General features: G+C 62.6%; 28 protein-coding genes. 17 read left to right on the plus strand and 11 right to left on the minus strand.

Annotated elements, in window-relative coordinates; all coding sequences use genetic code 11:
* Window positions 1–55: 55 nt before the first annotated feature.
* On the minus strand, window positions 56–508 hold the full coding sequence (locus D3D01_RS02910) for a peroxiredoxin (protein WP_121511175.1): 453 nt from the start codon (window positions 506–508) through the stop codon (window positions 56–58).
* Between the two features lie 100 nt (window positions 509–608).
* Here D3D01_RS02910 and D3D01_RS02915 point away from each other — a divergent pair, with 100 nt between their 5' ends.
* The 9 genes from D3D01_RS02915 to D3D01_RS02955 all read left to right on the plus strand — a co-directional run bounded on the left by D3D01_RS02915 (window position 609) and on the right by D3D01_RS02955 (window position 8,249).
* A complete protein-coding gene (locus tag D3D01_RS02915; RefSeq protein WP_121511176.1) occupies window positions 609–1,259 on the plus strand; it encodes an adenylate kinase in 651 nt (216 codons plus the stop codon).
* Between the two features lie 87 nt (window positions 1,260–1,346).
* Window positions 1,347–2,237, plus strand: a complete 891-nt coding sequence (locus tag D3D01_RS02920) for a DUF106 domain-containing protein (RefSeq protein ID WP_101349299.1) — start codon at window positions 1,347–1,349, stop codon at window positions 2,235–2,237.
* Between the two features lie 45 nt (window positions 2,238–2,282).
* Window positions 2,283–2,861: a (d)CMP kinase gene (gene cmk, locus D3D01_RS02925; RefSeq protein WP_053966311.1), complete on the plus strand. Its 579-nt coding sequence runs from the start codon at window positions 2,283–2,285 to the stop codon at window positions 2,859–2,861.
* Window positions 2,862–2,865: 4 nt separating this feature from the next.
* Complete coding sequence (locus D3D01_RS02930) at window positions 2,866–3,756, plus strand: RNA-guided pseudouridylation complex pseudouridine synthase subunit Cbf5 (protein ID WP_121511177.1); 891 nt, start codon at window positions 2,866–2,868, stop codon at window positions 3,754–3,756.
* A gap of 88 nt (window positions 3,757–3,844) precedes the next feature.
* Window positions 3,845–4,462 (plus strand): hypothetical protein, encoded by a 618-nt coding sequence (locus D3D01_RS02935; protein WP_121511178.1) that lies wholly within the window; start codon window positions 3,845–3,847, stop codon window positions 4,460–4,462.
* A 45-nt stretch (window positions 4,463–4,507) separates the two neighbouring features.
* Window positions 4,508–4,699 (plus strand): DUF1328 family protein, encoded by a 192-nt coding sequence (locus D3D01_RS02940; RefSeq protein ID WP_121511179.1) that lies wholly within the window; start codon window positions 4,508–4,510, stop codon window positions 4,697–4,699.
* 75 nt (window positions 4,700–4,774) lie between these two features.
* Entirely contained in the window at window positions 4,775–5,455 is a 681-nt protein-coding gene (locus tag D3D01_RS02945; RefSeq protein ID WP_121511180.1) for a nucleotide exchange factor GrpE, read from the plus strand.
* Between the two features lie 165 nt (window positions 5,456–5,620).
* Window positions 5,621–7,513 carry a molecular chaperone DnaK gene (gene dnaK / locus D3D01_RS02950; protein ID WP_121511181.1) on the plus strand — a complete coding sequence of 631 codons (1,893 nt, stop codon included), beginning with the start codon at window positions 5,621–5,623 and terminating at the stop codon, window positions 7,511–7,513.
* A gap of 427 nt (window positions 7,514–7,940) precedes the next feature.
* Window positions 7,941–8,249, plus strand: a complete 309-nt coding sequence (locus D3D01_RS02955) for a HalOD1 output domain-containing protein (RefSeq protein ID WP_101349293.1) — start codon at window positions 7,941–7,943, stop codon at window positions 8,247–8,249.
* Window positions 8,250–8,332: 83 nt separating this feature from the next.
* Here the strand turns inward: D3D01_RS02955 and D3D01_RS02960 are convergent, their stop codons facing one another.
* Window positions 8,333–8,851 carry a hypothetical protein gene (locus tag D3D01_RS02960; protein ID WP_121511182.1) on the minus strand — a complete coding sequence of 173 codons (519 nt, stop codon included), beginning with the start codon at window positions 8,849–8,851 and terminating at the stop codon, window positions 8,333–8,335.
* Between the two features lie 111 nt (window positions 8,852–8,962).
* On the opposite strand from D3D01_RS02960, the gene dnaJ reads away from it, so the two are divergent.
* A complete protein-coding gene (gene dnaJ / locus D3D01_RS02965) occupies window positions 8,963–10,117 on the plus strand; it encodes a molecular chaperone DnaJ (protein WP_121511183.1) in 1,155 nt (384 codons plus the stop codon).
* Here dnaJ and D3D01_RS02970 read toward each other — a convergent pair whose 3' ends face one another.
* Window positions 10,118–10,423: a MazG-like family protein gene (locus tag D3D01_RS02970; RefSeq protein ID WP_101349290.1), complete on the minus strand. Its 306-nt coding sequence runs from the start codon at window positions 10,421–10,423 to the stop codon at window positions 10,118–10,120.
* A 78-nt stretch (window positions 10,424–10,501) separates the two neighbouring features.
* Between D3D01_RS02970 and D3D01_RS02975 the strand changes: the two genes are divergently transcribed.
* Together D3D01_RS02975 and D3D01_RS02980 are read left to right on the plus strand one after the other, a co-directional pair.
* The gene (locus D3D01_RS02975; RefSeq protein WP_101351399.1) at window positions 10,502–11,251 is read left to right on the plus strand and encodes a hypothetical protein; all 750 of its coding nucleotides are present in this window, start codon (window positions 10,502–10,504) and stop codon (window positions 11,249–11,251) included.
* Between the two features lie 149 nt (window positions 11,252–11,400).
* Entirely contained in the window at window positions 11,401–11,586 is a 186-nt protein-coding gene (locus D3D01_RS02980; protein WP_101349289.1) for a hypothetical protein, read from the plus strand.
* A gap of 218 nt (window positions 11,587–11,804) precedes the next feature.
* Here D3D01_RS02980 and D3D01_RS02985 read toward each other — a convergent pair whose 3' ends face one another.
* Entirely contained in the window at window positions 11,805–12,554 is a 750-nt protein-coding gene (locus D3D01_RS02985) for a hypothetical protein (RefSeq protein ID WP_101349288.1), read from the minus strand.
* Window positions 12,555–12,672: 118 nt separating this feature from the next.
* Here D3D01_RS02985 and D3D01_RS02990 point away from each other — a divergent pair, with 118 nt between their 5' ends.
* A complete protein-coding gene (locus D3D01_RS02990; RefSeq protein ID WP_101349287.1) occupies window positions 12,673–13,344 on the plus strand; it encodes a halocyanin domain-containing protein in 672 nt (223 codons plus the stop codon).
* 15 nt (window positions 13,345–13,359) lie between these two features.
* On the opposite strand, the gene D3D01_RS02995 is transcribed toward D3D01_RS02990, so the two are convergent.
* Window positions 13,360–13,890 carry a type II toxin-antitoxin system RatA family toxin gene (locus D3D01_RS02995; protein ID WP_101351398.1) on the minus strand — a complete coding sequence of 177 codons (531 nt, stop codon included), beginning with the start codon at window positions 13,888–13,890 and terminating at the stop codon, window positions 13,360–13,362.
* 142 nt (window positions 13,891–14,032) lie between these two features.
* On the opposite strand from D3D01_RS02995, the gene D3D01_RS03000 reads away from it, so the two are divergent.
* On the plus strand, window positions 14,033–14,308 hold the full coding sequence (locus D3D01_RS03000; protein ID WP_121511184.1) for a helix-turn-helix domain-containing protein: 276 nt from the start codon (window positions 14,033–14,035) through the stop codon (window positions 14,306–14,308).
* Between the two features lie 101 nt (window positions 14,309–14,409).
* Window positions 14,410–15,483 (plus strand): tubulin/FtsZ family protein, encoded by a 1,074-nt coding sequence (locus D3D01_RS03005; RefSeq protein WP_101349285.1) that lies wholly within the window; start codon window positions 14,410–14,412, stop codon window positions 15,481–15,483.
* 40 nt (window positions 15,484–15,523) lie between these two features.
* On the opposite strand, the gene D3D01_RS03010 is transcribed toward D3D01_RS03005, so the two are convergent.
* The 3 genes from D3D01_RS03010 to D3D01_RS03015 all read right to left on the minus strand — a co-directional run bounded on the left by D3D01_RS03010 (window position 15,524) and on the right by D3D01_RS03015 (window position 17,744).
* Entirely contained in the window at window positions 15,524–16,867 is a 1,344-nt protein-coding gene (locus D3D01_RS03010; protein ID WP_121511185.1) for an alkaline phosphatase family protein, read from the minus strand.
* Between the two features lie 87 nt (window positions 16,868–16,954).
* The gene (locus D3D01_RS24770; RefSeq protein WP_255410212.1) at window positions 16,955–17,080 is read right to left on the minus strand and encodes a hypothetical protein; all 126 of its coding nucleotides are present in this window, start codon (window positions 17,078–17,080) and stop codon (window positions 16,955–16,957) included.
* 130 nt (window positions 17,081–17,210) lie between these two features.
* Window positions 17,211–17,744: an inorganic diphosphatase gene (locus D3D01_RS03015; protein WP_101351397.1), complete on the minus strand. Its 534-nt coding sequence runs from the start codon at window positions 17,742–17,744 to the stop codon at window positions 17,211–17,213.
* A 297-nt stretch (window positions 17,745–18,041) separates the two neighbouring features.
* Between D3D01_RS03015 and D3D01_RS03020 the strand changes: the two genes are divergently transcribed.
* Complete coding sequence (locus D3D01_RS03020) at window positions 18,042–18,401, plus strand: PadR family transcriptional regulator (RefSeq protein ID WP_004518536.1); 360 nt, start codon at window positions 18,042–18,044, stop codon at window positions 18,399–18,401.
* Between the two features lie 84 nt (window positions 18,402–18,485).
* On the opposite strand, the gene D3D01_RS03025 is transcribed toward D3D01_RS03020, so the two are convergent.
* The 3 genes from D3D01_RS03025 to D3D01_RS03035 are packed head-to-tail and all read right to left on the minus strand — an operon-like array spanning window position 18,486 to window position 20,072.
* The gene (locus tag D3D01_RS03025) at window positions 18,486–19,040 is read right to left on the minus strand and encodes a rnhA operon protein (protein WP_121511186.1); all 555 of its coding nucleotides are present in this window, start codon (window positions 19,038–19,040) and stop codon (window positions 18,486–18,488) included.
* Window positions 19,033–19,629 carry a ribonuclease HI gene (gene rnhA, locus D3D01_RS03030; protein ID WP_121511187.1) on the minus strand — a complete coding sequence of 199 codons (597 nt, stop codon included), beginning with the start codon at window positions 19,627–19,629 and terminating at the stop codon, window positions 19,033–19,035. The genes D3D01_RS03025 and rnhA overlap by 8 nt, the downstream gene beginning before the upstream one ends.
* A 47-nt stretch (window positions 19,630–19,676) precedes the next feature.
* The gene (locus tag D3D01_RS03035) at window positions 19,677–20,072 is read right to left on the minus strand and encodes a hypothetical protein (protein WP_121511188.1); all 396 of its coding nucleotides are present in this window, start codon (window positions 20,070–20,072) and stop codon (window positions 19,677–19,679) included.
* A gap of 100 nt (window positions 20,073–20,172) precedes the next feature.
* Between D3D01_RS03035 and nreA the strand changes: the two genes are divergently transcribed.
* Window positions 20,173–21,459: a DNA repair protein NreA gene (nreA, locus tag D3D01_RS03040; RefSeq protein ID WP_121511189.1), complete on the plus strand. Its 1,287-nt coding sequence runs from the start codon at window positions 20,173–20,175 to the stop codon at window positions 21,457–21,459.
* Window positions 21,460–21,469: the final 10 nt, after the last annotated feature.

Genomic DNA, 21,469 nt, shown 5'->3' on the forward strand with positions numbered 1-21,469 from the left:
GGTCGGCGACGGGACCGACCGTACGGGAAGTCGAACCGAGAGCCCACAGACAGGGTCAGCCGCCCTGCACGTACTCGTTGCGCACGTCGTGGAGCACTTCCCCGACGTGACCGTCCGGGTCCGAAAGGCTAGGGTCGTAGACGGATTTGACTTCGCCGTCAGCCAGCACGAACGTCCAGCGGTCCGTCCGGCCGCCGCTAGTATCAAGACCGAACGCGTCGGCGACGGTCCCGTCAGGATCGGCCAGCAGGTCATACAGCAGACCTTCCGCCTCAGCGAACTCGTCGTGAGTCGCCACATCGTCCATCGAGACGCCGTAGACGGTGACGCCGCCCTCGCGGAACTGCGGGAGGTGTTCCTGGAAGTCCCGTGCTTCGATGGTACAGCCGCCGGTGAAGTCCTCAGGATAAAAATACACCACCGTCGGCTCCTCGAAGTCCGGCGAGACGGTGTCGCCAAACTGGTTCTGTGCGCTGATGTCGGGCGCGGGTGCTCCGGGTTCGAGCATCACCCACTGTTGGCCCGGGTGACCTACACACCTTTGGGTGGCGGCAGCGCGCCGGCGGGATTTGGACAACCATTTAACGGACCCCTCGGAAACCCAGACCATGTCGAATCCGCGAATCCTGATTCTCGGGCCGCCGGGAGCCGGCAAAGGAACCCAGAGCGCCAACCTCGCCGAGGAGTACGGCGTCGAGCACATCACGACCGGTGACGCGCTCCGGGCGAACAAAGACATGGACATCAGCGACATGGATACCGAGTACGACACGCCCCGCGAGTACATGGAAGCTGGCGACCTCGTACCGGACGCGGTAGTCAACGCTATTGTCGACGAAGCCCTCTCACAGGCCGACGGCTTCGTGCTCGACGGCTATCCACGCAACCTCGACCAGGCCGAGGAACTCGAAGGGATGACCGACCTCGACGTCATCCTCTCGCTAGACGTGTCCCGCGAGGAACTGGTCGACCGACTCACCGGCCGCCGCGTCTGTGACGACTGTGGCGCGAACTTCCACGTCGAGTTCAACCAACCCAAGGAGGAGGGCGTCTGTGACGAGTGTGGTGGCGACCTCATCCAGCGCGACGACGACAACGAGGAGTCCGTCCGCAACCGACTGGACGTGTTCGACGACAACACCGCGCCGGTCATCGACCACTACGAGGACCACGACGGCTTCGTCGCTGTCGATGGCGAGCAGACGCCCGACGAGGTCTGGAGCGATATTCAGGACGCTGTCGACGCACAGACGGCCTGAGACCCGGCGGAACTACCGTTCGAGGGCGATGTCGTCGAGACAGTCAGAGTAAAACGTTGATATGCCGTCGCAACTCAAGCACACACAATGGCACGTACCGCGCCGAAGGTAGAACGACTCGCCGAAGACGGCGAGGCAATGACTGACGCGCTCTCGACGGTGCTCGCTGCGGCCGAAGAGAACGGGACCGTCACCTGGAGTGACGTGAGTGACGACCTCACGAGCGGTGAGTGGGGACGGCTCATCGAGTCCGGCCTGCTCATCGACGCCGATGGCGAGGGGTTCGTCATCGACGACCCCGAGGGCGTCCGCGAGGCGCTCGAAGAGTCCGACGCGGCACCGAGCGATGATGACGAGGACAGCGGCTGGTCGAAGTGGGACAAGCTCGCCGGCCTCGGAACGCTCGGCCTGTTTGCCGGCTACTCGATGACGTCTGTCCGAGACGTCATCGCGGGCGGGGTCATCGATATCGTCCTCGGACCGCTCAACGATATGCTCCCCTTTTATGTCGTCATCCTGGTGCTTGCGATTATTACCGGGACTACCTCGACGATTCTGCAGGACAACCTTATGGACATGTCGGGGATGGGCGACCATCAGGAGAAGATGGAGGACCTGAAAGAGCGCCGCAAAGCTGCAAAGGAACGCGACGACCAGGAAGCGCTAGACCGGCTCGAAGAGGAGCAGATGGAGCTGATGACCGACCAGATGGGGATGTTCAAACAGCAGTTCCGCCCGATGGTGTGGATCATGCTGGTCAACATCCCGTTGTTCCTCTGGCTCTACTGGATCGTCTTCGGAGCCGGCGTCGAGGCGAGCCCGGTGATTACGCTCCCCATCTTCGGGGAGGTTGAGGCGTGGCGCAACGGCGTCGTCGGCCCGGTACAGGCGTGGATTGTCTGGTACTTCCTGTGCTCGCTCTCGTTCACCCAGATCATCCGGAAGGCGCTCAACGTCGAGACGACGCCGACCGGGTAGGCGCGAAGAGACAGCCCTTTCTATCGGGGCCACCCGAACACCTCTATGTTGATTACCGTCTCCGGGCCGGCCGGCAGCGGCAAGAGTACGCTTGCTAAGAGTCTGGCCGACGCACTGAATTACGAGCACGTCAGCGGCGGCGACATCTTCCGCTCGCTGGCCGAGGAACGCGGGATGACGCCGCTGGAACTGAACAAGGCCGCCGAAGAGGACGACCAGATAGACCGCGACCTCGACCGGCGACTCAGGGACATCGCCGCCGAGCGCGACGACCTCGTGCTGGAATCCCGTCTGGCCGGCTGGATGGCCGGCGAGTACGCCGACATGAAACTGTGGCTGACAGCGCCCCTGGACGTGCGCGCCGACCGCATCGCGACCCGCGAGAACAAGCCCTTCGAGCAGGCCAAGACCGAGACGAAAGAGCGCGGCGAGAGCGAAGCCCAGCGCTACAGCGACTACTACGACATCGACTTCGACGACCTCTCTATCTACGACCTGTCGGTCAACACCGCCCGCTGGGACCCGCAGGGCGTCCTGAGCGTGACGCTGCACGCCGTCGAGTCGTACAGTCCCGACGGCGACGAAGGGAAGGCACCGGTCGAGAACATCCGGTACGAGTTCTGAGCCGATGACGCTCCGTGCCCCGCCCGACGAACGGGATCTGGATTCGCTTCGGTCCTTCGGTGTCGTCAACCTCGATAAGCCCCCGGGACCCTCGGCCCACCAGGTCGCGGCCTGGATTCGGGACGCCACTGGCCAGGACCGGGTCGCTCACGGCGGGACGCTCGACCCGAAGGTGACCGGCTGTCTCCCCGTGTTGCTCGGCGACGCCGCCCGGATGGCGCAGGTGTTCGACGACGCCGTCAAGGAGTACGTGACGGTGCTGGAGCTCCACGACCAGGCCCCGGCAGACATCACGGACATCGTCGCCGAGTTCGAGACGGACATCTACCAGAAGCCACCTCGGAAAAGCGCGGTGAAGCGTCAGTTGCGCTCTCGCCGGATTCACTCGCTGGACGTGCTTGAACGCGAGGAGCGCCGCCTGCTTCTCCGGGTGCGCTGTGAGTCGGGGACATACATCCGGAAACTGTGCCACGATATCGGACTGGCGGCGGGAACCGGCGCACACATGGGCGACCTCCGGCGGACGGCGACGGGGACCTTCGACGACGCGTCGCTATCGACGATGCACGACCTCGTGGACGCGATAGCCTTCGCTGAGGACGGCGACGAAGCACAACTGCGCGAGATTATCCAGCCTGCAGAACGCGCGCTGGTCCACCTGCCGCAGGTCATAATTGCGCCCAGCGCCGCCCGCGAAGTCGCCGAGGGTGCGCCGGTGTACGCGCCGGGCGTCATCGAAGCCGGCCCGGCCGAAGTAGGTGACGCGACGGCTGAGATGGGGTCGCAGGTCGTCACCATTACTCCCGGCGGCGTTGCAGTCTGTCTCGGAACGCTCGTCGGCGACCCGGACGCAGCTGATGGCCTTGTTGTCGAAATCGACCGTGTGCTGGTATGAGCGGGCGTGCTGGTGCCGGCGGCGGTCGTGCTGAGCGGGATGCGCACGTCGCGGGAAAAACTAAGACCGTCTCCAACATAGTATTAGCATGGACCGATGGGTCGACCCCGACGAGGCCGACCCGGCGCAGTGGCGTGGAACAGGACCGTACGGCGACCTGCGCCGAGGCGCTGAGACGGTGTCGGTGCTCGAACGCGCCCTCCGGACGCCGTTACCGTATCAGCACGAGGTCGACGTTCACCACGACGACGTCGCCGAACAGTTTCAGTCCAGTGATTACGAGCACGCACGCGTCGTCTACAACAGCGGTGTAGACGCCAACCGACGAATAAAGCTCCTTACCCGCGGGGTGCTGTGGGGTGGCGGTGAGACACACCAGCGGTTCCAGGCACAGTACCGCCGCCCGCCGCCGCCGACTGAGACCGTTCCGTTCGGAGAGTACACCGTCTGGAGTCGGTACCAGTACGGGACCATCGAGCGAACCGATAACGGCCTGACGTTCACCGAGAACGACGAAAACCCGGACGAATCGCTCCGAGAACTCGACTGGGGGACTCTGTTCGACCCGGTTCAGGAACGGCTCGCGGAACTGGAGCTGGTCCGGAACCCCACCTTCGGCAAGTACCGTCTCGAGGAACTCGACGAGTGGGAGGCCTACCGCACGCGGTTCCAGTACGACCCCGGGGCGTTCGCTGTCGACCCCTGATTAGTGGCTGTATAATAAACCGGGGAGAAAGCGTTGGCTACGGTCATGACGCACCTACTGACCACGGCCCCGCTCCAAGCCGGCGGCGGGTTCCTCGAACTGGCCCTGTTGTTTCTCGTTCTCGCCGTCGTCGCCGGACTGGCTGGTCTGAGCGGTATCGCGGGGCTCAGCATGCGAATCGCCAAAATACTTGTGGTCGTTTTCCTCGTCCTGATGGTCGTTAGCTTCCTCCTGTGATACCAGTGTCGGTGGACAGTGTCACCGCCAGACCGTTTCTGAATCCTTTTATTTACGTGACGACTTCTATCGGGTATGACTGAGCAGGACGCAGCCGACGACGCGGCCGCGACCGAGGAGTCGACCGCGAGCGAGGCGCAAGCGGACGGCGACGCGGATTTCGAGGACGTGCCCGAGGGCGGCAACGCGGACGAGGTTGACCTGGGCGAGTTCGATATCGACGACGAATTGGTCGACCGGGTCGCCGAATCGGATCCTGAAGACATCGCCCGGGAACTCTCCGCGCTACGGTCGCGCGTGGACAGCCTCGAATCGCAGGTCGAACAGCAGGACGACGACATCGAGGAGCTGGAGGAAAAGCTCAAACGCAAGCAAGCGGAGTTCCAGAACTACAAAAAGCGGATGGACAAGCGCCGCGAGCAGGAACAGAAGCGTGCCACCGAAGACCTCGTAACGCGCCTGCTCGACGTTCGGGACAATCTGGAGCGCGCGCTCGAACAAGACGAGGACACTGATATCAGGGGCGGGGTCGAGTCCACGCTTCGCCAGCTTGACGACGTGCTCGATGCCGAGAACGTCGAGGTTATCGACCCCGATCCCGGCGGAGACGTCGATCCGACGCAGCATCAGGTGCTTGCCCGCGTCGACAGCGACCAGCCCGACGGAGCAATCGCCGATGTCCACCGGCCGGGCTACGAGATGGCCGACAAAGTGTTGCGCGAGGCACAGGTCACAGTCAGCGAGGGCGAGGAATAGCGGGCGATATCAACGGTATAGCGGTCGTATAGCGGTACATTAAATAATCACCGGTCAGAGGGGACTATCGAGTATAAAACCGCCCGGAGGAGGTCCCTTTGTCCGTTTTTCCAATCAGTACATCTAGCAACTTTTAACCGGCCCAATCCGCTATGAGCGGGTAAGATGGCGAGCAACAAGATTCTGGGTATCGACCTTGGGACCACGAACAGCGCGTTCGCGGTCATGGAAGGTGGCGACCCTGAAATCATTGTCAACGGCGAAGGCGAGCGGACAACACCGTCCGTCGTCGCGTTCGACGACGGCGAGCGACTCGTTGGGAAACCGGCGAAGAACCAGGCGGTAAAGAACCCCGACGAGACGATCCAGTCGATCAAGCGCCACATGGGCGACGACGACTACACGGTCGAACTGGACGGAGAAGAGTACACGCCGGAACAGGTCTCGGCGATGATTCTGCAGAAGATCAAACACGACGCCGAGGAGTACCTCGGCGACGAAATCGAGAAGGCCGTCATTACGGTCCCGGCATACTTCAACGACCGACAGCGCCAGGCGACCAAGGACGCCGGCGAGATCGCCGGCTTCGAAGTCGAACGCATCGTCAACGAGCCGACCGCGGCCGCGATGGCCTACGGGCTGGACGACGAGTCCGACCAGACCGTCCTCGTGTACGACCTCGGCGGGGGGACCTTCGACGTGTCCATCCTCGACCTAGGCGGGGGCGTCTACGAGGTCGTCGCCACGAACGGCGACAACGACCTCGGTGGCGACGACTGGGACCACGCCATCATCGACTACCTCGCCGACGAGTTCGAAGACGAACACGGCATCGACCTGCGCGACGACCGGCAGGCTCTCCAGCGGCTGACTGAGGCCGCCGAAGAGGCCAAAATCGAGCTCTCCTCGCGCAAGGAGACCCGCATCAACCTCCCGTTCATCGCGACCACCGACGACGGTCCGCTGGACCTCGAACAGAAACTCACGCGCGCGAAGTTCGAGTCACTCACCGAGGACCTCATCGAGCGCACCGTCGGCCCGACGGAGCAGGCCCTGGCCGACGCCGACTACACGAAAAGCGACATCGACGAGGTCATCCTCGTCGGCGGTTCGACGCGGATGCCCCAGGTCCAGGACAAGGTCGAGGAGATGACCGGCCAGGAGCCCAAGAAGAACGTCAACCCCGACGAGGCCGTCGCGCTGGGCGCGGCCATCCAGGCCGGCGTCCTTTCGGGCGACGTGGACGACATCGTCCTGCTCGACGTGACGCCGCTGTCGCTGGGCGTCGAGGTCAAGGGCGGCCTGTTCGAGCGCCTCATCGAGAAGAACACCACTATCCCGACCGAGGAGTCCAAAATATTCACCACCGCCCAGGACAACCAGACGCAGGTCCAGATTCGCGTCTTCCAGGGCGAGCGTGAAATCGCCGAGGAGAACGAACTGCTCGGCGCGTTCGCGCTCTCGGGCATCCCGCCGGCCCCTGCGGGCACGCCCCAGATTGAAGTGTCGTTCAACATCGACGAGAACGGTATCGTCAACGTCGAAGCCGAGGACAAGGGCTCGGGCAACAAGGAGGACATTACCATCGAAGGCGGTGCCGGCCTCTCCGACGAGCAGATCGAAGAGATGCAACAGGAGGCCGAACAGCACGCCGAGGAGGACGAACAGCGCCGCGAGCGTATCGAAGCCCGCAACGAGGCCGAGGCGTCCGTCCGCCGCGCCGAGACACTCCTCGACGAAAACGAGGAGGAGATAGACGACGACCTCCGGGCCGACATCGAGGCCAAAATCGAGGACGTCGAGGAAGTCCTCGACGACGAGGACGCCACGAAAGAAGACTACGAGGAAGTCACCGAGACCCTGAGCGAGGAACTGCAGGAGATCGGGAAGCAGATGTACCAGGAGCAGGCCCAGCAGGCCGCCGGCGGCGCTGCGGGCGCTGGTCCGGGTGGCGCGGCCGGAGCCGGTCCCGGTGGGGCTGCCGGACCGGGCGGCGCGGCCGAGCAGGGCGAGGAGTACGTCGACGCCGACTTCGAAGACGTTGACGAAGACGAATAGGGCAGATCACATCGCTTGCGTCGGGACAGCGGACCGGAAGCCGACCAACTGGCAGGCCATCCCCGAACCGTGACCGACTGAACGGTCACGCCGGTTCGATGTCGTACGGTGAGTGGCCGAAACAGAGTTTAGTGGCGGCAGTGACCGTTCGTCGTCTGTCTGCACGTCGGTTGAACTGACGAGCGAGAATCGTCTGACCGGAACGCCCCCGCAGAAGTTACTGTGCTGTGGAGCCAGTCCAGTTGCGACAGGAGCACAGTTGCGTGTAGGATATCACGGTCCGTACGGCGTTGCATCGAAGCAGCCACAGCCTCGACGAGAGGGCCGATGTTCTAGTCAAGCAAACTGAATTTTCGACCCATATATAAGTAACCTGACCTGTAAATTAAGCGTAGAATTAATACGTTTGACCAACACAGTTCTAGTAATGAGTGGGTCCGACAGCCAGCCCGACCGGCCATCTGACGACCCGGACACCCTCCATGCAGAGTTCGACTGGAACGCAGTCTCGCCGTCAGTAGCAGTCGTACAAACGGTCGCGATCGCGGCTGACCGAGAGGCAACAGAGCTGTCGCCCCTCATCGAAACGCTCGATCCGGACGCACTCGATCAACTATTTGTTCAGTCGTCAGGGCCGGACAGTACCGTCTCACTCTCGTTTCAGTTGGGCAAGTACGCAGTAACCATGACCGGAACCGGGGACGTGTATGTCCGCACTGAGTCCGTCCGTCTGTGACTGCGCGGGAGAATGAACACCACCGTCGAAGCCCAAAAACGCATCTCCGAAACGCTCTGGCGACCCTCCCTGTGAGGAAGCAGTCAGCCGGTCTCGTTCCCGAGCGTTACTGTATCGAGCGTCGTTGTCCGTTCGGCCGGCGCGCCGAGCGGGCGGCCGGTCCAGCGGACCGCGACGGTGTCGCCAGCGTCGAGGTAGAAGCCGACCGAGACGTCGCCATCAAGGTAGTTACCGTCACCGTTCGAGTCCACGCGCGGGTCGTCAACGACGACCGTATCGCTAGAGTCGACGGGCAATTGGTTCGGCCCGGCCCACGTCAACGTTATCGAGCGGTTCTGGTCGGCGTCGGTAACGACAACCTCCAGCGCGTGCGTACTGGTGTCGGTGAGCCGGTCCCCGCCGGTGTGGGTGAGTGTGACCGCTCCCGCCTCGGCGTCGAACTCACCCTCAATGGTAACCGACGGCGACGCCGTCCGCAGATCAGCGCCGGGGCCGACGACGAGGGCGACCAGCCCGACGACGGCCAGCGCCGCGAGCCCCCAGACTGCGACTCGCTCGACCGTGACGAGACCCCGGTGACCGCGCGACGACTCAGGACTCATTGCCAGAATCCTCCCTCGGCACGGAAATAAGCGCCCCGGTACGGGTCGAACACTACTAGTCGGCAACCCGTTCTTTTGAAGTAGCTCAATCGTCTAAGCCTTGTACAACGAATGAGTCAGGATTTCTACGAGATACTGGGTGTCTCTCGGGACGCCTCCGAAGACGAGATCAAGGAGGCCTATCGAGAGAAAGCCCGGGAGTACCACCCGGACGTGAGCGATGACCCCGACGCCGAGGAGAAATTCAAGCAGGCCAAGAAGGCCAAAGAGGTCCTCACCGACGAGGAGAAGCGCCAGATGTACGACCAGATGGGCCACGAGCGCTTCGAGCAGGCCGAGAAGCGCGGCGGCGCTGGCGGTGGCGGCGGCCGCGGCGGGATGGGTGGAGACCCCTTCGGTGGCGGCGCTGGCGGTTTCGATATGCAGGATATCTTCGACCAGTTCTTCGGTGGCGGCGGCCGCGGCGGGCGCGGTGGCAGTCGACGGCGACAGGGACAGGACCTCCAGACGCGGCTGGAAATCGACCTTGAGGAGGCCTACAACGGCGCGACGAAGCAACTGAACGTCACTCGGCCGGAAGCCTGTGACGACTGTGGCGGGACCGGCCATCCGCCAGGGGCCGACTCGGAGACCTGTCCGGAGTGTAACGGGCAGGGCCAGACGACGCAGGTCCAGCAGACACCGATGGGTCGGGTTCAGCAGACGACGACCTGCCGCCGGTGTGAGGGCGAGGGGACGCTATACGATGAGACGTGTTCGACCTGCCGGGGTAATGGCGTGGTCCAGAACGACGCGACGCTCGAGGTCGAGATTCCGTCCGGTATCGCCGACGGACAGACGCTCCGGATGGAGCGCGAGGGCGCGCCCGGCGAGAACGGCGGCCCGAACGGCGACCTGCTCATCGAGGTGAGCGTCCGCGACCACCCGAACTTCGAGCGCGACGGCGACGACCTGCAACACCAGCAGGCCATCTCATTCCCGCAGGCCGTCTTCGGCGACACCATCACCGTCCCGACGCTGGACGGCGATGTCGAGGTCGACGTGCCAAGCGGTACCCAGAGCGGTGAGGTGTTCCGCCTAGAGGGCAAGGGAATGCCCCGCCTCCGCCGCCGCGGCCGGGGGGACCTCTACGTGCAGGTGCAAGTCGTCACGCCCGACAGCCTCAACGCCGAGCAGAAGGAGGCCCTCGAACAGTTCGCGGAGGCCGGTGGCGAGGAGGTCGACGTCGAGGAAGGTTTCTTCGAGAAGCTGAAGAACTCGCTGTAGTCAGCCGTCGCTCGCCGATGTCCCGTTTGCTCCGGATTGGCCCTCGTATTTCGCAAGCGCCGACGAGAGCGCGGCATCGGCGTCGATGTCGAGTTGCACGCACAGCGCAAGCAGTGCAAATAGAGCGTCGCCGAGTTCCGCTTCCCGTACCGACAGTGCCGCCGAATCAGTGCCGTAGCCGGTCGTCTCGTTGACTGCGGCCGCAATGTCACCGAGTTCAGTCACGACATCGAGCAGTCGGTAGGCGGGCGGCGTGTCGATGTCGCTCCGGCTGAGTACGTCAGCGATTTGTTGCTGTCGTTTCATTTACAGGCAGTGGAGGACCCTATCCACATCCGCTTTGTGGCCGCGCTGTTTTTCATCGGTGGAGCCGAACGACAACGTATGCAGGTACTCGGTGACCTTGTCGCGCAGGCCCGCGACCGCGACGGCGTCCTCTTTCGTTCGCCGGAGCGGGCGACGCCGTACAGCTACTCCGATTTCGCCACGAACGCCTGGAAAGGCGGGAATCTGCTGCGGCATTACGGCGTCCGGCACGGGACGCGGGTCGCCGTCGTCGTGGGTCCGAAAGAGCCGACAGACGGGGACCGACCGGGCTACCTTCGAGACGCCCCGGACGCACTACTTGCCTTCCTCGCGGCGGCGCTCGACGGGGCGATCGTGGATATGGACCCGCCGAATGCGGTCGACGCGACAGCGCTCGTCGCGCCGGCAGCGTGGCTCGACCGCTACACGCAGGGACCAGGAACCAAGGGACTGGCCTACGGTGGTCCGGTCGATGACCCGACAATCGCCCAATTCGAGCGAGAACTGTGGAGCGAGAACCCGCTTCAGCCACCGGGAGAGGTCGCGCCTGACGACGCGGTGCTGGCGGCCGACAGGACCTACACGCACGGCGAGCTCATGGCCGAGAGCGGCCGTGTCGTCGCCGACTACGACATCGACGCAGAGACGACTGTCGCGCTTCGGGCACCGATGACGACTGCAGGCGCGGTCGTCGCCGGATTGCTCGCGCCGATGCGGGCCGGTGCGACAGTTGTGTTCGGCGGCGACGAGGAAGCCGATATCGCTGTTGCTGACCGGAACGTACCTGAGGAGATCGTTGTTCGACCGGGCGACGCGACGCCGTCGTAGCAACCGGGCGGACGTTCGTCATTGATATCCTCAGCGGGTACGCGGCACTCGCCGTGTTGGTGTGGACAAGAGACGGAACCGCCCGGCAGTCAGTTGGAGGCCGCTGTTGCTTTCTTAAAGAATATATTTGTCCGGCCACAAGCGGGCGTATGGATTTTGACTTCGTGTCAGCGGTTGCCCCACTCGTCGTGATTGTTGCCGTCGCGGCGGTCGCGCTCACGAGGGTAATGACTTCCTCGACAGTGTTCATGATGGTGCTGCCCTCGATGATCGTCTTCTCGGTCATCGCGTTCTTCTTCGGAATGAAACACGGCGAGTTCCGCGCCAGTCCGTAACAGCCGCTCTCAGTCCGCGTGGTCACAGAACAACGGCCTGAGTTCCTCCGATTTCAACGCCACTCGGTTACCGGCAGGGCTGCGTGTTGGCTGGTGTATAGGCCTGTCTGAATACCCTCTGTCAGACGACAAAACCACATTATTTTCGGAAAGTACTTCGTCGGACGTAACACCGGGCTGTCGCTGGAGACGGGGTCGTCTACACGGTGGCTTTGCCGTCACTCAGTCGGGCGGACGAAGTCCGCGAGCGTCACCAGTAGGCCGAGCAGCCAGCCCAGTGGGATGGAGATGCCGAGCCAGATGATGACGTAGGCGATGCCTTCCCGGTCGAAGTTTTCGATGAAGAACTCCGCGACGCCGACGGCGGCCAGCACCTCATAGAGGAACCACCGGGACAGCGAGTCGCTTGCGGGAATGACGACCGAGGCGACAGTCGTCGAGTACAGCGCGGCGACGACCGGCGGCAGGAAGATAGCGGTCATAGCGAACGGATACGCCAGCGCGACGGTCGTCCCGCGGCCACCGACCCGCCGGAACGTGACAGCCAGTGCAGCCGACAGTGTCGCAACGCCGCCGGCGACAGCGACGGCGGTGAACCCACCTGACACGAGGTTGATGCTCCCCGGTTCGAGTCGCGCGAGAGCCGCCAGACCGCCCCAGGCGAGGACCGAAAGGAGAACCACACCAACAACGCCCAGACGGGTCGCCGTGCCGTCGATGCGACGGGTCTGGTAGCGCAGGACGACGCCACACAGTACTAGCGGATACACCAGCGCGATGACTGGGACCCCGAGCGCAGACCAGAGGTGATAGAGAGCCAGCCCGATAGAGGTGTCTGGCGTCCACGTGCCGAGGACGGTGTCGTTAGCGTTTCGCTGACGCGGATACACGAGTTCCATCCACGTTTCGTGTAATCTATTGAGGTCGATACGAATCCCGCCGACGACCCCGTGGCTTCCGGTAGACATACCGGTGGTTTCGTTCTACCGGCGTTAAATGTTTCACGGCACCTGTGACTGGTGTGTGATTGCTCTGCCCCGATTCGAAACCGACATATTCACGACGGGGAGTCCCAAACGGTCAGGTATGACAGACGGTAGAGCGGACGTGTCCCGTCGGGGCTTCCTGCGGACGGCGGCAGGGGCCACGGCTGCGTCGGCCGCAGCAGGCACCGCGACCGCACAGGAAGGCACCGAAGGTGGCGACGGCGGTGGCGGCGGGGGGCCGCCGGATTTCGGCGGATTCCTCGACCAGGTTGGAAACTACGATGGCTCGGTCGTCGATGCGACCGGACAGGACACGGCGACAGTGGAAGTCGGCGTGCAGGCAAACGGCGGCGCCTTCGGCTTCGGCCCGGCCGCGATCCACGTCGACAACGGCGCGACCGTCCAGTTCGAGTGGACGGGCAACGGCGGCGGCCACAACGTCGTCTCGGACGGCGAGGGCCCGCTTGACTCCGGGAGCGCTGTCTCCAGCGCCGGCGTCAACTACGAACACACCTTCGAGGAGGACGGCATCTATCCCTACGTCTGCGTACCACACGAAGGGCTTGGGATGAAAGGAGCTATCGTCGTCGGCACCGACTACCCGACGAAGTCCTCCGGTGGCGGCGGTGGTGGTAGTGGGAGCTCCGGCCCGCCGGAAGTGCCAAACAGCGCGAAAACGCTCGGTGTCGCGACCTCGTTCGTGATGGTCGCGACGCTCGGCCTCGCGTACTTCTTCATCCGGTACGGCGGCGACTACGAGACGCCCGAGTAACGCTCCGTCACCGCGTTACACCGAATCCGGGCCGGCGTGAATCTCCAAATCGACGTCCCGTTTCTGTCCTTCGAGGTCCTCCACGACACGTTCGACGATTTTGGTCGCTTCCTTGCGGATGAGCGGCTTGACTTTCTCGATAACCCAGTCCATCGAAACCAGTCGGGGGAGGTCGATGGCACTGCTCGAGGCCGACCCGGGGTCGAACGCGACGTGAAACCGCACCCGTGACGCCGACTGTACGTTCGCCGGGACGCCGTCCGGACCCGGTTCGACTGCCCAGTGTCCTTCGGCGTCGATGTCTTTGACGATCCGCCAGTCGATGCGCGTCGGCGGCGAAACGTCAGTTACCTCCGAGCGCGCAGTGTAAGAGAGCTTCCACCACGAAAACACGAGGTCGTAGTTCGTCCCCGGCGAGCCGTCGCCGTCCTGTACCACGCGGTCGAGATACTCCGAGTATTGTGCGTAGCCCGGGAAGTCCAGCAGAAACTCGTAGACTTCTTCGGGTGGGACATACACGACTGTGCTGACCTCGACTTCGTCCACGTCTGTGACACCGGATGTACTGACCGTAAACTTTCGGGCATAGAGCCGGGTCCGTGGCAGCGATTTTTGCCGTAACATTTCCACAGAGCATAATATCGAACAGAAAATATTATCATCCTGTATTGGGTACAGTGGTAGTACCATGAGTGCATCCGATATCCAATCTGCTGATACCGACAGCGAATATGAGAGTGGCGGATGGGAAGCCGTCCGCGATCTCCCGCCGAGCGCGAAACTCGTCGCAAAAGTCTTGGAGTACAACGAGACCCTGACGCAGAGCCAGCTCGCCGAGGAGACGCTACTGCCGCCACGGACGGTTCGGTACGCCCTCTCCCGTCTCGAAGATGTCGGCGTCATCGAGTCCCGGTTTTCCTTCGCCGACGCTCGCAAACGGATCTACACGCTTCAGGTCGAGTAAGCGCACCCTGTATTCTGGGTCAAGAACCGCTTTACCCTGCCTTGTCGCCCGTTCACAGTGTGAGGACAACGTTGATTAGTCAGCCTCACAAGACATCTGGTATGAAAGTCGTCCTGATTGGTGTCGGGCAGGCTGGTGGGAAAGTGACCCAGTCGCTTGCCCAGTTCGATTACGACATGGGGTTCAATGCTGTTCGGGGAGCCCTCGCCGTTAATACGGCACGAGCAGACCTCCAGAACCTCGATATAGACACGGCCCTCATTGGACAGGACCGCGTGAAAGGTCACGGCGTCGGCGGTGACAACGAACTCGGCGCCCAGATTATGCAAGAGAACGCCACTGAAGTGCTCGACGAACTCGACGGCCGCATCACGACCGAGGCCGAGGCCATCGTCGTCGTCGCCGGCCTCGGCGGTGGCACTGGTTCAGGTGGCGCACCGATGCTCGCCCGCGAACTCAAGCGTATCTACGAGAAGCCGGTGTACGTCCTCGGCATCCTCCCCGGCCGGGACGAGGGTGGCCTCTACCAGGCCAACGCCGGTCGGTCGCTCAAGACCGCTGCCCGCGAGGCAGACTCCCTCCTGCTCGTCGACAACGACGCCTGGCGGGGCAGCGGCGACAGCGTCGCCGCCGGCTTCGAACGCGTCAACGACGCTATCTCACAGCGCGTCGGCCTGCTGTTCGCCTCCGGCGAGGCAGTCGAGGGGGTCGGCGAAAGTGTCGTCGACTCCTCGGAAATCATCAACACGCTCAGAGGCGGCGGCATCGCCTCTATCGGGTACGCCAGCGCAGAGGCCAGCGAGGACGCCGGCGAGAACGTCAATACTATCACCAGCGTGACACGGAATGCCCTCCTTACGAGCATGAGCCTGCCCAACGCGGTCAAGGCCGACTCGGCCCTCCTCGTCGTCGCGGGTGACCCCGAACGCCTCTCGCGAAAGGGTATCGAACGAGCGCGCCGCTGGGTGGAAGACGAGACCGGGAGTATGGAGGTCCGGGGCGGGGATTTCCCACTCGGTTCGGATAAAGTCGCGTCGCTCATCGTTCTTTCGGGCGTTGAACGGTCCGAACGGGTTAACGAATTTATGGACCGCGCTAAAGAAGCAGCGAACTCACAGGGCGCAACGACCGATCCGGACGAGTTCACGAACGACGAGCTGGACGGCCTGTTTTGACTGCTCCGGGCCTCAGAATCACCCGACCGCAGCAGGGGCCTCAGGCGAGGCTGCTACCGTCGAACTGGGCGCGGTCGAAGTCGTGGTCGAGGAGGTCGAGAATTGTCGGCGCGATGTCGTAGAGGTCGGCGTCGTCGATGCGGACGTCCGGGTCATCGACGAGCAACGTCGCGTTGTCGAAACTGTGCATGCCGTTTCGCGGCCCGACGCCAAACACGTCCTCGGAGCCCTTGAACCCGGCTTTCAGGTCGAAGCCGTGGTTCGGAACGACGGTAAGGTCCGGCGCGATGTCGTCGTGGTCGCCGCGGAAGGCGTCCTCTTTGGTGACCACGCGGTCAGCGACCTTCTTGCCGTCCGGGCCTTCGAGTTCTTCGAGACGCTGTTTGAGGTCGGCGCGGACGGACTCGTACATGTCCCGCGGGACGCCGCCGTTCGGTTCACGGTCCTCCAGGTTGATGTAGAAGCGGCCGGGGATGAGCGAGTAGGCCTTCGTGTCCTCGCTGATATCGCCGAGTTCAGAGTGGTCGTCGTCCGCGTAGTCGAGCCACCCCTCCTGCTGGAGCCACTCGTTGAAGTGGACCTCGTAGTCAAGCGAGGTGAACCCGTGGTCCGAGGCGACGACCATTGTCACGTCGTCGGGGAGTCGGTCGCGCAGGTCGCCGAGGTAGGCGTCGACCTGTTTGTAGAACTCAAAGAAGGCCTCCTGGTTCTCGCCGTCGCGCTCGTAGTCTTTGAACAGGAAGTGGTTGACCCGGTCCGTGGTCATGAACACGCCGAAAAACAGGTCCCAGTCGTCCTGTTCGACGTAGTGTTTGAACGTCTCGTAGCGCTTTTCGAGCGTCTTGTGCGCGTCTTCGACGAAGTCGCTCTTGTCGTCGTCGTGGCCGAGTTTGGCGTTGACATCGATGCGGTAGTCGTTTTCCTGGAGGTGGTCCCGGAGTTCGTCCGGGTAAGCGGCCTTGTCGACGCCGGGCGATAGGAAGCCTGACACCATCCGCTGGACGTTGCGCTGTGGCGGGAAGGTCACAGGGACGTTGAGCACCGTCGCGTTGCGGCCGTCGTCGGTGACGCGGTCCCAGAGCCGCGTCGCCTGCACGTCACGCCCCATCGGGACGTAGGTGTCGTATGAACCAACTTCCCGGTCCTGGAAGCCGTACACGCCGGTCTGTCCGGGGTTGACGCCGGTCGTCAACGCTGGCCAGCAGGCGCTAGACTCGGGCGGAACGATGCTGTCGATGGGGCCGGCGCTTCCGTCCGACGCCATCTCCGTAAGGTTCGGAAACACGTCAGGGTGTTCATCGATGAGGCTGAACGGTACGCCGTCAATGCCGAAGAATGCAACACGCGGTGCGTCGTCGCCCTTCAACCGGTCGAATAATCCCATACGACCCGTTAGTCAGGTCAGGAACAAGAAACTTCTTTTCGGGACCGCGTCACCGAAAGCGGCAAAATCATCGTCACAGCAGCCTGGTCAGGACGACCGGTCCGCGTTCTCCGGAACCACGGTTAGATGTGCGATTCCGGGTGTAGACCGTCGCTCGATTCGCGGAACGACAGTCGTGTGGTCCAGCGCCGTGTCGGTGTCGTCAGTAGCCATACGCGTATTCATAGTGTTCACACGGGCAAAAAATTACCCATGCTCATACATAATCGGAGGCGCCTGTCGGTATTACCTCTGGAAATACACTGCCAGTGGAGCGAAACCGCGAAAGGTAGTCCCGGGAGCGTCAGTTGAACTCTTCGTCGTACAGTTCCTGCGCGTGGACGATAGCGTCCTTTGCGGCTTCTTTGTCCTCCCAGCCCAGCGTTTCAACTTCTTTGCCTTCTTCGAGGTTCTTGTAGGTCGCGAAGAATTCGTCGATCTCGTCGAGGGTCTGCTGTGGGATGTCGTCGAGGTCCTCAATGTGGTCGTAGCGCGGATCCTCGGTCGGGACTGCGATGACCTTGTCATCTTGCTCGCCGTCGTCGTCCATCTTCATCATGGCAACGGGGCGGGCCTCGATGACACAGCCGGGGAACGTCTGGTCCTCGACAAGCACGAGCACGTCGAACGGGTCCTCGTCGTCGTAGTACGACTGCGGGATGAAGCCGTAATCAGACGGGTAGTGAACGTTCGAGTGAAGAACGCGGTCGAGGACGACACCGGGGATGTCCTTCTCGTATTCGTACTTGTTACGCTCGCCTTTCAGGCACTCAACAACAGCGTAGATTTCTTCAGGTGGGTTCGGTCCAGTTTCGAGGTCTTCCCAGAGGTTCGTCATCATCGCCGACTGCGCGACGCCGTCAAAAAATCCTTTCGTAATAGCCATAGCTATTCGGTATTATGCGCTATATAACCCAATAATATCTAACTACAGATATATTCTTAGATTACACTTACCGCCTGTAAACGACAATCTGAAAGCAAATTAATCGGAAAAGCCATTCGGTCGAGATCACATAATATAACGAAAACAACACTATCGTACCTGCTAGTTGTGTGGTGGTTAATGCCCCACAGCAGGCGTTGTGCGCCAGAGTTAACAAGTGTTAAATAGCTTGCTGACATTTACCCAACTATGTCAGAGGCACAAACAGTTACTGACAGTCCGGGCATCGCAAAAGAGCTTACCGCTTTTCAGCAGAATATCCTAGTAATACTCGCTGAAGAGCCGCGGTATGGTCTCGCTATCAAGCGCGAACTCGAAGAGTACTACGACGACGAAGTCAACCACGGTCGCCTGTACCCGAATCTCGACGACCTCGTCGAGATGGGTCTCGTCGAGAAAAGCGAACTCGACAAGCGAACGAACCAGTACTCCCTGACAGAGTCGGGCAAGGACGCAGTCCTTGACCAGCTCGGCTGGGTGTTCGGAAAGTTCATCTCCGATGACGGTCGAGCCGACGAACTCCGTGACCTGATCGCGGCACAGCAGTAGACTCGCACCTGGGCACCTGCGAACTACTGTTAATCAATTCTTAACGCAGAACAAATACTGATTACCGACAGGTGTACTGAGCAGTTACGCATCGGGAACGCGGCCACCGGCTTCTTCGACAGTGAGACGGATCGACTGCTCGAGCACCGACTGTTGTTTCGCAGTTGGCCACGCATTTCGCCGGACGTACTCGTCCCGAAACTCCTGGATTTCGTCTGGCGTCGCCTCAGAGATCGGTTTCGCGTAGTGGTTACCCATGAAGTCGGCAAGCAACTCCGCGTTCGCGCCGTGTGTCTCACCGTGTGCGTCGGTCACAGCTTCGACGACAGCCCGGTTTGCAGTGTCGATCTCCGCCCACTCGTCCGGGTCACCGGGACCTGAGAGCTGTATTTCCACGCCGCGGTCGATGTCGTCGACCCGCTCTGGACGGATGACGCCGTCATCGACCCATTCGACGGGATGGCAGACGAGCACGTCACCCGTCTCATCGTTCCTGATGCGGGCAGTGTAGTCGTACCCGGCGAGGATTTCGTCGCGTTCGGTCCTGTAGGCGTCGGCCTCGGCATCGTCGACCGCCTCGCGAGCGAGTCTGGTCAGCCGTTCGGCCTGTTCAGCCACGTCTGTCGGCAGATCAGTCATCGTCGAGTGCGTCGTTCGCTAGTTCGTCCGCCCGGTAGTTTATTTCCCGCGGAACGTGCTCTATCTGCCAGTCGTCAAAGTCGGTCAGCAGTTCACGCACACGAACGCGGTTTTCGCGCAGTTCCGGGTCGTTCGTATCCCACTCACCGCGGACCTGTTTGACAATAAGCTCAGAATCGCCTCGGATATGGACATCGTCGAATCCGTAATCACGTGCGACTTCGATCGCGCGGATGAGCGCTTTGTATTCCGCCTGGTTGTTCGTCGCTGTTCCGATCGTCTCTCCACCCTCCGTGACGATCCCACTGTCGTCGACCAGCACGTAGCCGACCGAGGCCGGGCCGGGATTGCCGCGCGATGCCCCATCAAAATACGCATGGACGCGCCCGCCGTCATTGCCGCGCAGCAGGGCCTCAAGTTGTGCGGTCCCCTCACCTTGAACAACGACTTTTCCGTCATAGGCGACCGCCGTCGCGCCGCCATATTCGACGCGCCAGCGCTCGTGATCAGTGTTTCCCTGTCGGATGTCGAGCCCCGCATCCGACAGTCGCTCGCGGGCCGTCGTCTCGTCACATTCGATAACCGGCATTGTCCGAGGGTGGCTGACCCGTCGATATAGACGTTGTGGTCGGTCTATCAGTTCCCGGCTTTGCTTCTGATGCGTTCGGCACCGGTCTGTCGGCCCTCTTCACCGCCCAAGAACCGACCCAGGACACCGACCAGCCCGCCGATGGTGACAACGGCTCCGGCGGCAAACATTATCGACAGGATGGGGTCGACAGGCTCGATGAAAATGGGTGAGAGAAACAGAACGATCCCGGACAGAATGGTTATCGCCGCTGCGGTTGGGCTTACCTGTTTCCCCGACGAAACGCGGTACGTGGAATGGGCGAGCGTGAGAGCCGCAAGTTCCCCGACAAGGAGGTTGACCAGCGCCTGCTGGTACGCGACCGGAATAAGCGCCGAGACGAATACCACGACTATGCTGACCAGCGTTGCGCCGAGCAGGAACCACTTCGTTGTATTTGCCATGATTTATATCACCTGTTGTTACTCAATCCAACCCTGTAAGAGTTGCTCTCCCACGGACCCCCGGAAAGGTTCTTATCGGGGAGGGCCGAAGGCGTGACAGATGCAACTCGACGAGTTCATCGAGGGGTTCGAAGAGGACGAAGCCGCACAGCGGCGGCGGCTCGCGGCGGAGAAGTCCTACGCCATCACGGACCACCTCGAAGACGTCGAGCGCCAGTTCGAGGCCGCGGTGCAGGGCGATTCGCTGTTCGGGTCGACGGCCCCGGAGATATTCGTCGGTCGCTCGGGATACCCCAACGTTTCCACGGGCCTGCTCTCCCCGGTCGACACCGACGTCGCCGCGGCCGGGTTCGCGACCAGCGGCGAGTGGTACCAGGAGGGGCTGGGCATCGAGGACGTGCTCCAGCGCCGGACCGGGATGGTCAACTCCACGCAGACGGCGTCGGTCGACTCGGTCAGCGCCGGTAGCGGACGTGGCGGCGGCGTCCACGACGTCTGGAACGGCTTCGTCGGCGTCCAACGAGAGGTCGCCATCGCGGACCATCCCGTCGACGTGGAGGTCGGACTCGACGGCACGCCGGAACTGGACGTGGAGTTCGACGACGTGGGTACGCCGACGGGGCCGCGAGCACACGCGACAGGGGCCGACCTGGCCGAGAACCCCCACGTCCCCCGGCCCGTCGAGAAGACGCTGTCGGACGACGACTGGCGCGCGGAGGGCGCGATGGCGTACCTGTACCGTCGGGGCTTCGACGTCTACGACATCAACACTATCCTCTCGGCGGGCGCGCTCGGCCAGGCCAGCGAACGGTCGCTGGTGCCGACGCGGTGGTCGATTACGGCGGTCGACGACACGGTCGGCCAGTACGTCCGCGGGACGCTGCGCAACGCCGACACCATCGACAAGCCGGAGCTGTGGTACAACGAGTACATGGGGAACCGCTACTGGGTCGTGCTCGCGCCCGGCCGCTGGGAGTTCGAACTCGTCGGGATGAAAGCGCCCCAGAGCGTCTGGAACCCACGGCCCGAGACGGGCTACTACATGTCGAGTGCCCACGAGGGCTACGAGGGTCGGACGGCCTACGTCGAGGAGACTGCGGGGGCGTACTACGCGGCGCGGCTCGGCGTCCTCGAACATCTGCAGGAGCGCGACAGACAGGCGAAGTGTCTGGTGCTGCGGGAGATAACCGACGACTACTGGGCACCCGTCGGCGTCTGGCAGGTGCGTGAAGGCGTCCGCAACGCCTTCGACGGCGAACCCGGGACCGCCCAGTCCTTCCGGGAGACGCTGACAGCTATCGCCGACCAACTCCCCGTCAGCCTCGGGGCGTTGCGGCGCAAGTCCGAACTCGTCGCCGGACTCCAGTCGCAACTGAGCGATTTCTAGCGGCCCGCCC

Source organism: Haloarcula sp. Atlit-7R (assembly GCF_003666065.1).
Lineage (GTDB): Archaea > Halobacteriota > Halobacteria > Halobacteriales > Haloarculaceae > Haloarcula > Haloarcula taiwanensis.

Coding starts and splice junctions, on each gene's coding strand:
- D3D01_RS02910 (WP_121511175.1), bottom strand. CDS start 508: ATGCTCGAACCCGGAGCACCCGCGCCCGACATCAGCGCACAGAACCAG.
- D3D01_RS02915 (WP_121511176.1), top strand. CDS start 609: ATGTCGAATCCGCGAATCCTGATTCTCGGGCCGCCGGGAGCCGGCAAA.
- D3D01_RS02920 (WP_101349299.1), top strand. CDS start 1,347: ATGGCACGTACCGCGCCGAAGGTAGAACGACTCGCCGAAGACGGCGAG.
- cmk (WP_053966311.1), top strand. CDS start 2,283: ATGTTGATTACCGTCTCCGGGCCGGCCGGCAGCGGCAAGAGTACGCTT.
- D3D01_RS02930 (WP_121511177.1), top strand. CDS start 2,866: ATGACGCTCCGTGCCCCGCCCGACGAACGGGATCTGGATTCGCTTCGG.
- D3D01_RS02935 (WP_121511178.1), top strand. CDS start 3,845: ATGGACCGATGGGTCGACCCCGACGAGGCCGACCCGGCGCAGTGGCGT.
- D3D01_RS02940 (WP_121511179.1), top strand. CDS start 4,508: ATGACGCACCTACTGACCACGGCCCCGCTCCAAGCCGGCGGCGGGTTC.
- D3D01_RS02945 (WP_121511180.1), top strand. CDS start 4,775: ATGACTGAGCAGGACGCAGCCGACGACGCGGCCGCGACCGAGGAGTCG.
- dnaK (WP_121511181.1), top strand. CDS start 5,621: ATGGCGAGCAACAAGATTCTGGGTATCGACCTTGGGACCACGAACAGC.
- D3D01_RS02955 (WP_101349293.1), top strand. CDS start 7,941: ATGAGTGGGTCCGACAGCCAGCCCGACCGGCCATCTGACGACCCGGAC.
- D3D01_RS02960 (WP_121511182.1), bottom strand. CDS start 8,851: ATGAGTCCTGAGTCGTCGCGCGGTCACCGGGGTCTCGTCACGGTCGAG.
- dnaJ (WP_121511183.1), top strand. CDS start 8,963: ATGAGTCAGGATTTCTACGAGATACTGGGTGTCTCTCGGGACGCCTCC.
- D3D01_RS02970 (WP_101349290.1), bottom strand. CDS start 10,423: ATGAAACGACAGCAACAAATCGCTGACGTACTCAGCCGGAGCGACATC.
- D3D01_RS02975 (WP_101351399.1), top strand. CDS start 10,502: ATGCAGGTACTCGGTGACCTTGTCGCGCAGGCCCGCGACCGCGACGGC.
- D3D01_RS02980 (WP_101349289.1), top strand. CDS start 11,401: ATGGATTTTGACTTCGTGTCAGCGGTTGCCCCACTCGTCGTGATTGTT.
- D3D01_RS02985 (WP_101349288.1), bottom strand. CDS start 12,554: ATGTCTACCGGAAGCCACGGGGTCGTCGGCGGGATTCGTATCGACCTC.
- D3D01_RS02990 (WP_101349287.1), top strand. CDS start 12,673: ATGACAGACGGTAGAGCGGACGTGTCCCGTCGGGGCTTCCTGCGGACG.
- D3D01_RS03000 (WP_121511184.1), top strand. CDS start 14,033: ATGAGTGCATCCGATATCCAATCTGCTGATACCGACAGCGAATATGAG.
- D3D01_RS03005 (WP_101349285.1), top strand. CDS start 14,410: ATGAAAGTCGTCCTGATTGGTGTCGGGCAGGCTGGTGGGAAAGTGACC.
- D3D01_RS03010 (WP_121511185.1), bottom strand. CDS start 16,867: ATGGGATTATTCGACCGGTTGAAGGGCGACGACGCACCGCGTGTTGCA.
- D3D01_RS24770 (WP_255410212.1), bottom strand. CDS start 17,080: ATGGCTACTGACGACACCGACACGGCGCTGGACCACACGACTGTCGTT.
- D3D01_RS03015 (WP_101351397.1), bottom strand. CDS start 17,744: ATGACGAACCTCTGGGAAGACCTCGAAACTGGACCGAACCCACCTGAA.
- D3D01_RS03020 (WP_004518536.1), top strand. CDS start 18,042: ATGTCAGAGGCACAAACAGTTACTGACAGTCCGGGCATCGCAAAAGAG.
- D3D01_RS03025 (WP_121511186.1), bottom strand. CDS start 19,040: ATGACTGATCTGCCGACAGACGTGGCTGAACAGGCCGAACGGCTGACC.
- rnhA (WP_121511187.1), bottom strand. CDS start 19,629: ATGCCGGTTATCGAATGTGACGAGACGACGGCCCGCGAGCGACTGTCG.
- D3D01_RS03035 (WP_121511188.1), bottom strand. CDS start 20,072: ATGGCAAATACAACGAAGTGGTTCCTGCTCGGCGCAACGCTGGTCAGC.
- nreA (WP_121511189.1), top strand. CDS start 20,173: ATGCAACTCGACGAGTTCATCGAGGGGTTCGAAGAGGACGAAGCCGCA.